This is a genomic window from Streptomyces sp. CNZ301 (assembly GCF_004217425.1).
The window spans coordinates 2447609-2462074 of record NZ_SHLG01000001.1 but is presented as its reverse complement, the minus strand read 5'-3'; the positions used below and the strand labels follow the sequence as shown (position 1 = coordinate 2462074).

Below are 14466 nucleotides of genomic sequence, written 5' to 3'. Positions count from 1 at the left end.
TAACGTCGATTCCATCAGACTCGACCTATTGACTTCGAAACTTAAAGTCATAGTCTCTGCAGCGTCACTTTTACCTTCAAGCGGTGTTGCGTGAAGTCTGCGTGCCCGCCTCGGAGGCGACAAAGTCCCGAACCCGGTCTGCGCGCCGGGCACGCAGGAGAGACCTTGACGAGCACATCACAGTCGGCGCCACCGGCGGCGGGCGGACAGACCGCCCCGCTCGGACGTGTCGTCTTCATCGCAGCAGCTGCCGCCATGGGCGGCTTCCTCTTCGGCTACGACAGCTCCGTGATCAACGGAGCCGTGGAGGCGGTACGCGGCAGGTTCGGGGCCGGCTCGGCCATGCTTGCCCAGGTCATCGCCGCCGCCCTCATCGGCAGTGCGATAGGCGCGGCGCTCGCGGGCCGCCTCGCGGACCGCATAGGCAGGATCAGGGTGATGCAGATAGCCGCCGTGATCTTCACGGTGAGCGCTGTCGGGTCGGCGCTGCCCTTCGCGCTCTGGGACCTCGCGCTGTGGCGCGTGCTCGGCGGGGTCGCCATCGGCATGGCCTCCGTGATCGGGCCCGCCTACATCGCCGAGGTCTCCCCGCCGGAATACCGCGGACGCCTCGCCTCCTTCCAGCAGGCCGCGATCGTCACCGGCATCGCCGTCTCCCAGCTGGTCAACTTCGCGATCCTCACGCTCGCCGACGGCGACCAGCGCGGGAAGCTGGCGGGCCTGGAGGCGTGGCAGTGGATGCTCGGCATCATGGTCGTCCCCTCGGTGGCCTATTTCCTGCTCTCCTTCGTCATCCCCGAGTCGCCGCGCTTCCTGATCTCCGTCGGGCGGCACACCAGGGCTCGCGAGGTGCTGAGCAGCGTCGAGGGCGAGCACGACCGCATCGACGCGCGGCTCGCCGAGATCGAGCACGGCATGCGCACCGAGCACAAGTCGACGTTCAAGGACCTGCTCGGCGGGCGCTTCGGCTTCCTGCCCATCGTCTGGGTCGGTATCGGGCTGTCGGTCTTCCAGCAGCTCGTCGGCATCAACGTGGTCTTCTACTACTCCTCGACGCTGTGGCAGTCCGTCGGGATCAATCCCGAGAGCTCGTTCTTCTACTCCTTCACGACCTCGATCGTGAACATCGTCGGCACCGTCATCGCGATGCTGCTGGTCGACAAGATCGGCCGGAAGCCGCTCGGCCTCATCGGCTCGGTCGGCATGGCCGTCTCGCTGGCCCTCGTGGCCTGGGCTTTCTCGGCCGTCCGCGGATCGGGGGAGAACGTCTCGCTCCCGGACGCACAGGGCACCGTCGCCCTCGTGGGCGCCCATACCTTCACGCTCTTCTTCGCGCTCTCCTGGGGCGTCGTGGTGTGGGTGCTGCTCGGGGAGATCTTCCCCAACAAGCTGCGCGCCGCCGGCCTCGGAGTCGCGGCGGCCGCCCAGTGGATCGCCAACTGGGTCATCACCGCCAGCTTTCCGAGCCTCTCGGAGTGGAACCTGTCCGGCACGTACGTGATCTACACGGTCTTCGCCCTGCTCTCGATCCCGTTCCTGCTCAAGTGGGTTCCGGAACCGAAGGGCAAGGCGTTGGAGGAGATGGGCTGACCGAACCCCGCCGCCCGCTCCTCTGCACGGCCGCCGCCCCGGTCCGACACCGGGGCGGCGGCGTGCGCGAGGCCGTGCGGGCGCATGGTTGACGGTGGCGGATACTGGACGGGCTATGGAAATCGTCATCCTTGTTGCAGTCATCGCCGTGGTCCTGCTGGCCGTGATCAGCGGGCTCGTCGTCAGCGGACGTAAGAAGAAGACCGCCGCCGCCGAGAAGCCCGCCGAGCCGCGGGCCACGGCCACCGCACCCGCCGAACCACACGTCGGCGACGAGGCCGCGGGGACGGCCGAAGCGCCACGCAGAACGATCGAGGAGGTCGGCCTCCCGGCCGGCACCGAGGCGCCCGCCGCGCCGGCGCCCGCCGAGCCCGCCATCGAGACTCCGGAGCCCACTGCGGGACGCCTCGTGCGGCTGCGCTCCCGGCTCTCCCGCTCGCAGAACGCCCTCGGCAAGGGGCTCCTCACGCTGCTCTCGCGGGAGCATCTCGACGATGCGACCTGGGAGGAGATCGAGGACACGCTGCTGACCGCCGACGTCGGAGTCGCGCCCACACAGGAGCTGGTCGAACGTCTCCGCGAGCGGGTGCGGATCCTCGGCACCCGCACGACCGAGGAGCTTCGCGGCCTGCTCCGCGACGAACTCCTCACGCTGGTGGGGCCCGACATGGACCGCACCGTCCACACCGAGACCCGCGGAGCGGTCGACCGCCCGGGTGTCGTGCTCGTCGTCGGCGTGAACGGCACCGGCAAGACGACCACCACAGGAAAGCTCGCACGGGTGCTCGTGGCGGACGGCAAGTCCGTGGTGCTCGGCGCGGCCGACACCTTCCGTGCCGCCGCGGCCGACCAGCTCGAGACGTGGGGGAAGCGCGTCGGTGCGCGCACCGTGCGCGGCCCGGAGGCCGGCGACCCGGCATCCGTCGCCTTCGAGGCGGTCAAGGAGGGCACCGAGCTGGGCGCCGAGGCGGTGCTCGTCGACACGGCGGGCCGGCTCCACACCAAGACCGGACTGATGGACGAGCTGGGCAAGGTCAAGCGCGTCGTGGAGAAGCAGGGCCCCGTCGACGAGGTGCTGCTCGTGCTCGACGCCACCACCGGGCAGAACGGGCTCGTGCAGGCCAGGGTCTTCGCCGAGGTCGTGGACATCACGGGCATCGTGCTCACCAAGCTGGACGGCACCGCCAAGGGCGGCATCGTCGTCGCGGTCCAGCGTGAACTGGGCGTGCCCGTCAAGCTGATCGGCCTCGGTGAGGGCGCGGATGACCTGGCGCCCTTCGAGCCGGAGGCCTTCGTCGACGCGTTGATCGGCGGGGAGTGAACCGGCGGCATCGGTAGGCGCGGCCGGTTGCCGGCACAGCGGAGCGCCCCGTCCTGGTGCAGATGCAGATGGGACGGGGCGCACTTGTGCCGCCTGGGCCGGACCTGCCCTCAGGCCGCCGAGCGGTGGCAGACGTAGGCGAGCGTGCCCAGCAGCAGCCGGGCCTGCGGCGGCCGGCCCGCGCCTTCGAGCGCCGGCCGGCGCAGCCAGCGCACGGGGCCGAGGCCGCCGAGGTCCGAGGGCGGTGCGGTCACGTGCTCGCCCTCGCCGAGACCGCGCAGGTCGAGCCGGGCGTCGTCCCACCCCATGCGGTAGAGCAGTTCGGGCAGTTCGGCTGCGGCGCCGGGAGCGACGAAGAACCACATGCGTCCGTGCGGCGCGAGCGCCACGGGGCCCAGCGGCAGCCCCATTCGCTCCAGGCGCACAAGGGCGTGACGGCCGGCGGACTCGCCGACCTCGATCACGTCGAAGTGCCGGCCCGTGGGCAGCAGCAGCGCGGCCCCCGGGCACTGCGACCAGGTCTCGGCGGCCTCGTCGAGCGTCGCACCCGCAGGCACCTCCAGCGACGCGTCGAGCGGATGCGCCCCGGGAGCCGGGCAGACGGTGGCACCGCACGAACACTCGGTGCGCCCTCCGGCGGCACGCGCGGCGCGGGCGCCGGGGACGACTGACCATCCCCACAGTCCGGTGTACTCCGCCACGGTCGTGGCGGCGCACTCGCGGTGGCGTCGCCTCGCGCCGGGGCGCAGTTGATGAAAGTCGCGGATGCCGCCCAGACCGCCGATGGCGCCGATCGTGAAGCCCATGCTCCCTCCAACGGGTCCTGCCTGCCGATGGTTACGAGCGGTCTGCGCACAGTGACGGGGCACACGCACACCGCTCGAAAGCTGTCGGCCGGGTCATGTGTCAAGTGAATCGTGTGCGGCAGCGGAGGGGTTCATTCGAAGGGGTGGCGAATGGTGGCGATTGTGCAAACGGCCTCGCCTCGCGAGTGATCGCGAGGTTACTTTCAGTACACACGGACGGCGTTGCTTCGCTCCGTGGGTATGCCGGAGGCATGGTGTCGTGGGGGCGGTGAGGAGCCTGATGGGGGCATTACCGGTTGGTGAGGGCGACAAGCTCCCCAACAGTCAGCTGAGTTCGTGGTTCCTGCGCAGCGGCTGGTCCAAGGGCGAGCTCGCGCGCCAGGTCAACCGCCGGGCCCGGCAGCTGGGTGCGCACCACATCAGCACCGACACCTCGCGCGTACGCCGCTGGCTGGACGGGGAGCAGCCGCGCGAGCCGATCCCGCGCATCCTCTCCGAGCTGTTCTCCGAGCGCTTCGGCTGCGTCGTCGTGGTCGAGGACCTCGGGCTGCGGCCCGTCCGTCAGTCGCCGGCCGCCTCCGGGGTGGATCTGCCGTGGGCCGGGCCGCAGACGGTGGCGATGATCAACGAGTTCACGCGCAGTGACCTGATGCTGGGGCGGCGCGGGTTCCTCGGGACGTCGCTGTCGGTGGCCGCCGGCCCTTCGCTGATCGAGCCGATGCAGCGCTGGCTGGTACCGGGTCCGGCGATGCCGGACGCGGGTGCCGACGGCGCCGTCCCCGCTGCCGCGGCCTCCCCGCACGGCAGCGGGGCGGCGTCGTCGGCATCCGGAAGCGGCGGCGGTCAGGGTCAGGTGCTGTCACTGCCCGTGAAGGGCGGCGCGGCGCGGCGGGGCGAGAAGCTGTCGATGCCCGAGATAGAGCTCCTGGAGCACACCACCGTCATGTTCCGGCAGTGGGACGCGCAGTGTGGCGGCGGGCTGCGCCGCAAGGCCGTCGTCGGGCAACTGCACGAGATCACGGACCTGCTGCAGGAGAAGCACGCGGAGCCGGTCGGCCGCCGCCTCTTCCGCGTCACGGCGGAACTCGCCGCCCTGGCGGGCTGGATGAGCTACGACGTGGGCCTGCAGCCCACCGCGCAGAAGTACTTCGTGCTCGCCCTGCACGCCGCGAAGGAGGCGGGGGACCGCCCGCTCGGCTCGTACGTGCTGAGCAAGATGGGCCGGCAGATGATCCATCTGGGGCGCCCGGACGACGCGTTGGAGCTGATCCACCTCGCCCAGTACGGCAGCCGTGACGGAGCGACCGCCCGTACGCAGGCGATGCTGCACGCGATGGAGGCCCGTGCGTACGCGAACATGGGCCAGCCGGGCAAGTGCCGGCGTGCGGTGCGCATGGCCGAGGACACCTTCGAGGACAGCGGGCCCGCCGACCGCGACCCGGACTGGATCCGCTTCTTCTCGGAGGCCGAACTCAACGCGGAGACCGCGCACTCCTACCGCGACCTGGCCTACTCGTCGGGGCGCAGCCCGACTTACGCGTCGATGGCGCGGCCCGCGATGGAGCGGGCCGTGGAGCTGTTCAGACGTGAGGCGGAGGAGACGGAGGGCGGGGGGCACCGCCGCTCCTACGCGCTGAACCTGCTGGGCATGGCGAGCGTGCATCTGCTCCAGAAGGAGCCGGAGCACTGTGCCTTCCGCGCCGGGGAGGCGATCGACGTCGCCCGGAGACTGCGGTCGGAGCGCGTGAACAACAGGCTGCGCCGGACCGCGGCGTGGGCGGCGCGCGACTTCGGCGGGGTCGCGGAGGTCGTGCGCCTCGGCGAACGGCTGGCCGAGGAGCTGCCCGACACCGAGGCGCGCGCGGTGGCGGGATGACCTCGGGGGCGCCTTATTCGATGGTGCCGCCCCGCGGCACACCGGGCTACCACACCCGGGCCTGATCCGGAACCGCGCCGGGGTCCGGCCCGGATCGGCACGAACCGCACCCGGTCCGCGAATGCGCGGATGTGCGGATCGGCGAACTTGTGGAACCTGCGGGCGAGTTGATCCGTCCGACCCATGACAACCGGCCGCGGCCGCACCCGGGCAGCAGACAGGGCTCCCCCCGACGCCATGTCGTACAGGGTGCGTCGCGGCCGGTTCTGCATGTCCGCGGTGCGAAGCATCTCCTCGTCCCGCCCGTGGGCGGTTCACCGGCACGTAACACCACGGCGCGCATCGTCACCACGGCGAAACAACGCACGGCATCAAAGGAAACGGAACGCGGCGAACGTGACTGGAACACCCCCCGGCCTTCCGCCCGTCCCGTCCGTTCCATGCGGCCGGTACCTCGAGGAGACGTCCATTGAATGGCGCCGATACCGCATTCGTACTGATCAGCGCATGCCTCGTCATGCTGATGACGCCGGGCCTCGCCTTCTTCTACGGAGGCATGGTCCGCGTCAAGAGCGCGCTCAACATGCTGATGATGTCCTTCGTCTCGCTGGGCGTGATCACCGTCCTGTGGGTGCTCTACGGCTACTCCCTTGCCTTCGGCCCCGACACCGGCGGGGTCATCGGCAACTTCGACTTCGCCGGGTTCAAGGGCATCACCGACGGATCGCTGACCGAGAAGGGCGGCATCCCGGTCTTCGCCTTCGCGCTCTTCCAGATGATGTTCGCGATCCTCACCCCGGCCCTGATGAGCGGGGCCCTCGCCGACCGCGTGAAGTTCGGCGCCTGGACCGCCTTCATCGGGCTGTGGGCGACGCTCGTCTACTTCCCCGTCGCGCACTGGGTCTGGGCCGAGGGCGGCTGGCTCTTCGACCTCGGCGTCATCGACTTCGCCGGTGGCACCGCCGTCCACATCAACGCCGGTGTCGGTGCGCTCGCGGCCGTACTGGTCGTCGGAAAGCGCATCGGCTTCAAGAAGGACCCGATGCGTCCGCACAGCCTGCCGCTGGTGGTGCTCGGAGCGGCTCTGCTGTGGTTCGGCTGGTTCGGCTTCAACGCGGGCTCGGCTCTCGCCGCGGACGGCACGGCCGCGATCATGGCCATGAACACGCAGCTCGCCACGGGAGCGGCCGTTCTGGGCTGGCTCGTCTACGAACGAATCCGGCACGGCGCCTTCACCACCCTCGGTGCCGCCTCGGGTGCCATCGCCGGACTTGTCGCGATCACGCCGTCCGGTGCGAACGTCAACGCCGTCGGGGCGCTGGCCATCGGTCTGGTCGCCGGTCTCGTCTGCTCCTGGGCGGTCAGCCTCAAGTTCAAGCTGGGCTTCGACGACTCGCTGGACGTCGTGGGCGTGCACCTCGTGGGCGGCGTCATCGGCACGCTCATGGTCGGCTTCCTGGCCACCGGCGGTGACGCCGGTCTCGCCCAGTTCGGCAAGCAGGCCACCGGGGCCTTCGCGGTGATGGGCTACTCCTTCGTGGTCTCCTGGATCATCGCCAAGCTGATCCACGTCACCGTGGGCATGCGCGCGAGCGAGGAGGAGGAGACGAGCGGCCTGGACCGCGCCTACCACGCCGAGACCGCGTACGACTTCAGTGCCGTCGGCGGCTCCACCTCCGGGTCCTCCGTCACGTCCCCGGCCCGTCCCGCCGCGTCGGCGCACGGCCAGGACCAGCACGACGAGTCGCAGACGGCCGGCCGGATCTCCGAGAAGAAGGTTGACGCATGAAGCTCATCACCGCGGTCATCAAGCCGCACCAGCTGGAGGACGTGAAGGAGGCGCTGCGTGCCTTCGGTGTGCAGGGCCTGACGGTCACCGAGTCCAGCGGCTACGGACGCCAGCGCGGCCACACCGAGGTCTACCGGGGGGCCGAGTACACCGTCGACCTCGTGCCGAAGGTACGGATCGAGGTCCTGGCCGAGGACGGGGACGCCGAGGAGCTCCTGGAGGTCGTGGTCAAATCCGCCCGCACCGGAAAGATCGGCGACGGCAAGGTCTGGACGGTGCCCGTCGAGACCGCCGTGCGGGTCCGCACCGGCGAGCGCGGACCCGACGCCCTCTAGTGACGGTTCACATGGGCGGACGCAGCGGGCCTCCCGGCACGGCGGAGGACACGGCCCGTGAAGCCGGGGCGGAGGACCCGGCCCGTGAAGCCGGGCCGGAGACGGAGCAGGGCGGCTACGCGGCTGCCCGGCTGCGTCTCCTCCGCGGCGAGGACGGCACGGCGGTGGGGGCGCCCCGCCGTGCCGAACTGGCGCGTGTGACGGACCACTGGCTCGCAGGGCTGCTGGGGGACCCCGGTCCGGGTGTGGCGCTGGTCGCCGTCGGCGGCTACGGGCGGGGCGAACTGTCACCGCGCAGCGACCTCGACCTGCTGCTGCTCCACGACGGCGGCGCCGGGCCCGGCGGCATCGCGCGGATCGCGGACCGCATCTGGTACCCGGTGTGGGACCTCGGCATCGCCCTGGACCACTCCGTACGCACCCCCGCGGAGGCCCGCGCCACCGCCGCGGACGACCTGAAGGTCCAGCTCGGCCTGCTGGACGCGCGGCACGTCGCGGGCGACGAGACGCTCACCTCCGACATGCGCACCGGGCTCCTCGCACAGTGGCGGGCGCAGGCCGCCGCGCGCCTCCCGGAGCTTCGGGAGCTGACCGAGGACCGGGCCCGTACCCACGGTGAGCTGCGCTTCCTGCTGGAGCCGGACCTGAAGGAGGCCCGCGGGGGGCTCCGCGACGCCACGGCGCTGCGGGCGGTGGCCGCGTCCTGGCTGGCGGACGCGCCGCGCGGGGGCCTGGCGAGGGCGCGCGAGTCGCTGCTGGACGTGCGCGACGTGCTCCACCTCTCGACCGGCCGCTCCACCGACCGGCTCGCTCTCCAGGACCAGGACCAGGTCGCCTCGGCGCTCGGGCTGTCGGACGCCGACGCGCTGCTTCGTCAGGTCTACGAGTCGGCCCGCACCATCGCCTATGCGGCGGACGTGACGTGGCGCGAGGTGAGCCGCGTGATCCACTCCCGCGGCGGGCGCGCCTCCCGGCTGCGCGGACTGCTGGGCGGCTCGTCGGGCGGTGGCTCCGGCGGTGCCCGGCGCGGCACCGCGCAGGAACGCACACCGCTCGCCGAAGGCGTCGTCGAGCACGAGGGGGAGGCGGCGCTCGCCCGTACGGCACGGCCCGACCGTGACCCCGTGCTGCCGCTGCGGGCCGCCGCCGCAGCGGCACAGGCGCAGCTGCCGCTGGCACTGCCCTCGGTGCGGAGGATGGCGGCGGCGCCGGATCTTCCGGTGCCGTGGCCCGCGGAGGCGCGCGAGGAGTTCGTCACGCTGCTCGGCGCGGGCGAGGCGACGGTGCCCGTCTGGGAGGCACTGGACGCCGAGGGCCTGATCGGGCGTGTGCTGCCCGACTGGGAGCGGGTGCGCTGCCGTCCGCAGCGCAATCCGGTGCACCGCTTCACCGTCGACCGTCATCTGGTGGAGACCGCGGTGCGGGCCTCCGCGCTGACGCGCCACGTGCAGCGGCCGGACCTGCTGCTGGTCGCGGCTCTGCTGCACGACATCGGCAAGGGCTGGCCGGGCGACCACTCCCTCGTCGGGGAGACGATCGCCTACGACATGGCCGGCCGCATGGGCTTCGACGCGCCGGACGCGGAGGTGCTCGCCCGGCTCGTACGTCACCATCTGCTGCTGGTGGAGACCGCGACGCGCCGCGACCTGGACGACCCGGCGACGATCCGGTCCGTCGCCGACGTCGTGGGCGGCACCGGAACCCTCGAACTGCTGCACGCGCTGACGGAGGCCGACGCGCTCGCGACCGGCCCCGCCGCGTGGTCCGCATGGCGCGGCACCCTCGTCGCCGACCTGGTCTCGCGGGTCGCCGGCGTACTCGCCGGTGAGGCAGTCGAGGAGCACACCGAACCGTTCGTGCCGTCCGCGGAGGCGGAACGGCTCGCGCTGGAGTCGTGGCGCCGGCAGGGCCCCGCCCTCGCGCTCAGTACGACGGGCGGGACGGCGGTGGCGCCGGGCGACCCCTCCGACGGAGACCGCCGGGGCGGCCGGAACGACAAGGACGACGCGGAGGCGTCCCGCGCCCGGAGAGTCGGCGTCGAACTGCTGGTCACTGTTCCGGCCCCGCGTCCGGCGCCTGACTACCCTGCGCCCGACTACCCGGCACCCGGCCCCGGGGCCCCCGGCGCCACGGGAGCCCCGGGCGCTCCGGGCGGCACCGGCGCGTACGCCCTGGGCGTGCTGCCCGCCGTCGCCGGTGTCCTCGCCCTGCACCGGATGACCGTACGGGCGGCGGACCTGCGCGTGATGCGGCTCCCCGGCCAGGTGACCGGCGGAGCCGCCGGCGAGCCCGACGAGGCCGCGGCCGTGCTGCTGCTGTCGTGGCGCGTGGCCGCCGAGTACGGGTCGCTGCCCCCCGCACTGCGCCTGCGCGCGGATCTGGCGCGCGCCCTCGACGGCTCTCTCGACATCGCGGCCCGCCTCGCCGAGCGCGAGGCCGCCTACCGAGGGCCGCGGAGGCGCCGCGCGGGACTGGCTCCGCCGCCGCGGGTAACCGTCGCGCCGGGCGGCTCGGAGCTCGCGACCGTCCTGGAGGTGCGGGCACAGGACGCACCCGGTCTGCTGTACCGCATCGGGCGTGCCCTGGAGGGAGCGGGCGTTCTGGTGCGCAGCGCGCACGTCAGCACGCTCGGCGCCAACGCCGTCGACGCCTTCTATCTGACGGGCGCCGACGGTGCGCCGCTGGCCTCGTCCGACGCCGTCGCCCTCGCGCGCGACCTCGAACGGGAGCTGGGTCGCACGCCGCAGGAGGCGGGGTAGCCGGCCGGGCGTGCGATCCCGGGCGGGAGCCGGTCGCCCACCGGACCTGACCGCAGTCCTCGCGGACGGATACCCTTGGAGGCCGACTGCCGACCTGACCCAGTACCCAGACGCGAAGGACCCGCGAACGCCGTGTTCGACACTCTCTCCGATCGCCTCGCAGCGACCTTCAAGAACCTCCGGGGCAAGGGCCGCTTGTCCGAGGCGGACATCGACGCCACGGCGCGTGAGATCCGTATCGCCCTGCTGGAGGCGGACGTCGCGCTCCACGTCGTGCGTGCCTTCATCAAGCAGGTCAAGGAGCGTGCCGCCGGGAGCGAGGTCTCCCAGGCGCTGAATCCCGCGCAGCAGGTCATCAAGATCGTCAACGAGGAGCTCATCGGCATCCTCGGTGGTGAGACCCGCCGCCTGCGGCACGCGAAGACCCCGCCGACCGTCATCATGCTCGCCGGCCTCCAGGGGTCCGGCAAGACGACGCTGGCGGGCAAGCTGGGCCGCTGGCTCAAGCAGCAGGGGCACGCGCCGCTGCTCGTCGCGTGTGACCTTCAGCGTCCGAACGCCGTCAACCAGCTCTCGGTCGTGGCCGAACGGGCCGGTGTGGCCGTCTTCGCGCCGGAGCCCGGCAACGGCGTCGGCGACCCGGTGAAGGTCGCCGAGGACTCCGTGGCCCACGCGCGGGAGAAGCAGCACGACGTCGTCGTCGTCGACACCGCGGGGCGCCTGGGCATCGACGAGGAGCTGATGCGGCAGGCCGCGGACATCCGCGACGCGGTCAGCCCCGACGAGATCCTCTTCGTCGTCGACGCGATGATCGGCCAGGACGCGGTCACCACGGCCGAGGCCTTCCGCGACGGTGTCGGCTTCGACGGTGTGGTCCTCTCGAAGCTCGACGGTGACGCACGCGGCGGTGCCGCTCTCTCGGTCGCCCAGGTGACCGGCAAGCAGATCATGTTCGCCTCCAACGGCGAGAAGCTGGACGACTTCGACGCGTTCCACCCGGACCGCATGGCGTCCCGCATCCTCGGCATGGGCGATGTGCTCACGCTCATCGAGAAGGCCGAGCAGACCTTCAGCCAGCAAGAGGCCGAGAAGATGGCCGCAAAGCTGCAGAAGGGCCCCAAGGAGTTCACGCTCGACGACTTCCTGGCGCAGATGGAGCAGGTCCGCAAGATGGGCTCCCTCTCGAAGCTGCTCGGGATGATGCCCGGCATGGGCCAGATGAAGGAGCAGATCAACGATCTCGACGAGCGCGAGGTCGATCGCACGGCCGCCATCATCAAGTCGATGACCCCGGGGGAGCGGGCGGAGCCGACGCTGATCAACGGTTCACGCCGGGCCCGTATCGCGCGGGGCTCCGGCGTCGAGGTCAGTGCTGTGAAGAACCTGGTGGAGCGGTTCTTCGAGGCCCGCAAGATGATGTCCCGCATGGCACAGGGGGGCGGAATGCCGGGTATGCCCGGTATGCCGGGCATGGGTGGCGCGGGAAAGAAGAAGCCCAAGCAGCAGAAGAAGGCCAAGGGCAAGCGCCAGTCCGGGAACCCCATGAAGCGCAAGCAGGAGGAGCAGGCCGCGGCCCAGCGCAAGGCCGCAGGTCAGGGCGGCGCGTTCGGCGGTACGGGCGCGGGGCAGAGCCCCGAGGACTTCGAACTGCCGCAGGAGTTCAAGGACATGCTGCCCCCGAAGTGAACCATCGGGCGCGGGGGCGGATGATGTCGTTCATGCGCGTATACATCCGGCCCCCGCAGCCCCGCGACGAGACCGTCTACCGAGAGGCGGTGCTCCGCTCGGCGGACCACCTCCGCCCGTGGAATCCCGTAGAGCCGGAAGGTCTTCCCGACCTCCTGCGGCGTCAGGGCCCCGCGCTGCGCAGCTTCATGATCTTCGACAGCGAGGACGACGGCCTGGTCGGCCGCGTCAACGTCGCGAACATCGTCCGTGCCCGTTTCTGCAACGCCTCGCTCGGCTACGACAGTTACGTGCCGTACGCGGGTACCGGCCGCATGACCGAGGGGATGCGGCTCATCGTCGACACTTGTTTCGAGAGCGCCCCGCAGGGGCTCGGACTGCACCGTCTGGAGATCAACGTCCAGCCGGAGAACCACCGCTCCACCGCCATGGCGCGCCGGCTCGGGTTCCGGCACGAGGGGTTCTCGCCCCGGCTGCTCTTCCTCAACGACGCCTGGCGCGACCACGAGCGCTTCGCCATCACCGCCGAGGAGTGGCCGGAGGCGCGCGCTGCGGGGCTCAGCGGACAAAGACGCGGTGGTAACGGATCGCGGCCGCGGAACGCGGGCCGGGAGCCCGGGCCGGGCGCGGGCATGAGCGTCGAGCACTGACGGGATCTGACGCTCCGCCGGGAGCGGGGCGGGGTCGGCGTGCGGGGCAGGCCGCGCGGTTCCCCCGGCCGCCCGGTCTGCCCGCCGGGACTCCGTGGGCCCTCCACGGGTGCGCATGTGACGCCCCGCCAGGAGGAAGATGTACGGTACATGCGACTGGGGTCGTGTCCTTCCGGCACGGCCCCGGCGGCGTTTCCGCCCCCTCCGACACCGGAGAGCCTTATGCGCAACAGATCCGTTCCGGCCGCACTGAGCCTCGCCGCAGCCGCCCTCGTGGCCTCGGTTCCCGCCCCTGCCGCCGCGTCGACCGGTTCGCCGGACGCCGCCCGCACTGTCACCGCCGGGACGGCGGCCGCAGGCGGCCACTGCCCGCAGCTGTCGAAGAAGCTCGAGTGGTACGGGCACAACCGCGCCCGGCTCCAGCGCCTGATCGACGAGCGCGGTCTGTGCGGTCACAACGGCAGGGGCGGCCACAAGACCCGCCCCGTCGCGGCCTTCGACTGGGACAACACCGTCACCAAGAACGACACCACGGACGTCACGCTCGCCTGGGCTCTCCACCACGACAAGATCCTCCAGCCGCGCCGGTGGGGCGACACCAGCAAGTGGCTCACGGCAAGCGCCGAGCGCGCCCTGACCAAGGCCTGCGGAAGGTCCGTGCCCGTGGGCCGGCCGCTGCCGACGTCCACCGACGACGACTGCACCGACGAGGTCTTCGAGATCCGCACGGAAGCCCGGACCATGGACGGCAGTCCCGCCTTCGGGGGCAAGTGGAACCACCGCCGCACGGTGCCCGAATACGCCTGGGTGGCGCAGCTGTTCGCGGGACACACTCCGGCGGAGGTCAAGCGGTACGCCGAGGCGGGACGCAAGAAGAGCCTCGCCGCCCCCGTCGGCAGCGAGATGGAGGTCGGCACGCACACCGTCCCCGCGTACGTGCGCTACTACCCGCAGCAGAAGGACCTCATCGGGACCCTGCAGCGGGCGGGATTCGACGTCTACATCGTCTCCGCAGGAGTCGAGTACGCGGCCGAGGCCTGGTCCAAGGGCGTGGGCATCGACGCCGAGCACACGATCGCCATCCGCAGCGTCCTGCGCGACGGCCGCATCACCACGGGCACCGAGGGATGCGGCGACGCTCCCGCGAGCAGGGGCGGGACCATCCCGTACATCGACGGCAAGCGCTGCTGGATCAACCAGGACATCTACGGGATGAAGGGCCGCGCGGCCTGGGAGCAGCAGGACCGCGAGCACCGCATCGCCCTCGGCAGCGGCGACGCGGACACCGACGTCACGTTCGTACGTGACGCCACCGGCGCGCACCTCGTCCTCAACCGGAACAAGAACGAGGTGATGTGCCGGGCGTACGACAACGAGGACGGCCGATGGATGGTCAACCCGATGTTCATCGAGCCGCTTCCGCGGAGGCCGGAGCCCTACCCGTGCTCGACCGCGGCGTACAACAGCGAGAACGGCGAGCTCACGGCCGTACGCCGCTACGACGGCAGCGTCGTGCCCGACCGCAGGGACCGCGTCTTCGGCTGACCGTGACCGTGCCGGTACGGGAGCACACACCTCGCGGGCGCACGCCCCTTCGCGGACGTACCGCCAGGCCCGTGGGGCGCCGGCTCCGGTGCCCCACGGTGTGCGTCCG

At 71.7% G+C, this 14466-nt stretch carries 9 protein-coding genes and 1 pseudogene; 9 read left to right on the top strand and 1 reads right to left on the bottom strand.

The features are described 5' to 3' along the window. Window positions 1-165: 165 nt before the first annotated feature. Window positions 166-1590 (top strand): sugar porter family MFS transporter, encoded by a 1425-nt coding sequence (locus EV375_RS10555; protein ID WP_130299218.1) that lies wholly within the window; start codon window positions 166-168, stop codon window positions 1588-1590. Window positions 1591-1705: 115 nt separating this feature from the next. Then, on the top strand, window positions 1706-2911 hold the full coding sequence (gene ftsY, locus EV375_RS10550) for a signal recognition particle-docking protein FtsY (RefSeq protein ID WP_130299217.1): 1206 nt from the start codon (window positions 1706-1708) through the stop codon (window positions 2909-2911). A gap of 110 nt (window positions 2912-3021) precedes the next feature. Here the strand turns inward: ftsY and EV375_RS10545 are convergent, their stop codons facing one another. Further along, entirely contained in the window at window positions 3022-3717 is a 696-nt protein-coding gene (locus EV375_RS10545) for a bifunctional DNA primase/polymerase (RefSeq protein ID WP_130299216.1), read from the bottom strand. Window positions 3718-3997: 280 nt separating this feature from the next. Here EV375_RS10545 and EV375_RS10540 point away from each other — a divergent pair, with 280 nt between their 5' ends. The 7 genes and pseudogenes from EV375_RS10540 to EV375_RS10510 all read left to right on the top strand — a co-directional run bounded on the left by EV375_RS10540 (window position 3998) and on the right by EV375_RS10510 (window position 14357). Next, window positions 3998-5593 carry an NsdA family TPR-like regulatory protein gene (locus tag EV375_RS10540; protein WP_130299215.1) on the top strand — a complete coding sequence of 532 codons (1596 nt, stop codon included), beginning with the start codon at window positions 3998-4000 and terminating at the stop codon, window positions 5591-5593. 469 nt (window positions 5594-6062) lie between these two features. Next, a complete protein-coding gene (locus EV375_RS10535) occupies window positions 6063-7382 on the top strand; it encodes an ammonium transporter (RefSeq protein WP_130299214.1) in 1320 nt (439 codons plus the stop codon). Next, complete coding sequence (locus tag EV375_RS10530; protein ID WP_028435395.1) at window positions 7379-7717, top strand: P-II family nitrogen regulator; 339 nt, start codon at window positions 7379-7381, stop codon at window positions 7715-7717. Before EV375_RS10535 ends, EV375_RS10530 begins: the two co-directional genes overlap by 4 nt. An 11-nt stretch (window positions 7718-7728) precedes the next feature. Beyond that, on the top strand, window positions 7729-10476 hold the full coding sequence (locus tag EV375_RS10525; protein WP_130299213.1) for a [protein-PII] uridylyltransferase: 2748 nt from the start codon (window positions 7729-7731) through the stop codon (window positions 10474-10476). A gap of 132 nt (window positions 10477-10608) precedes the next feature. Further along, window positions 10609-12162, top strand: a complete 1554-nt coding sequence (gene ffh, locus EV375_RS10520) for a signal recognition particle protein (RefSeq protein ID WP_130299212.1) — start codon at window positions 10609-10611, stop codon at window positions 12160-12162. 20 nt (window positions 12163-12182) lie between these two features. Next, window positions 12183-12701: pseudogene (locus tag EV375_RS10515) on the top strand (GNAT family N-acetyltransferase); the annotation flags it as partial. A 333-nt stretch (window positions 12702-13034) separates the two neighbouring features. Further along, a complete protein-coding gene (locus EV375_RS10510; protein ID WP_130299211.1) occupies window positions 13035-14357 on the top strand; it encodes an HAD family hydrolase in 1323 nt (440 codons plus the stop codon). Window positions 14358-14466: the final 109 nt, after the last annotated feature.

Coding starts and splice junctions, on each gene's coding strand:
- ftsY (WP_130299217.1), top strand. CDS start 1,706: ATGGAAATCGTCATCCTTGTTGCAGTCATCGCCGTGGTCCTGCTGGCC.
- EV375_RS10545 (WP_130299216.1), bottom strand. CDS start 3,717: ATGGGCTTCACGATCGGCGCCATCGGCGGTCTGGGCGGCATCCGCGAC.
- EV375_RS10540 (WP_130299215.1), top strand. CDS start 3,998: ATGGGGGCATTACCGGTTGGTGAGGGCGACAAGCTCCCCAACAGTCAG.
- EV375_RS10530 (WP_028435395.1), top strand. CDS start 7,379: ATGAAGCTCATCACCGCGGTCATCAAGCCGCACCAGCTGGAGGACGTG.
- EV375_RS10525 (WP_130299213.1), top strand. CDS start 7,729: ATGGGCGGACGCAGCGGGCCTCCCGGCACGGCGGAGGACACGGCCCGT.
- EV375_RS10510 (WP_130299211.1), top strand. CDS start 13,035: ATGCGCAACAGATCCGTTCCGGCCGCACTGAGCCTCGCCGCAGCCGCC.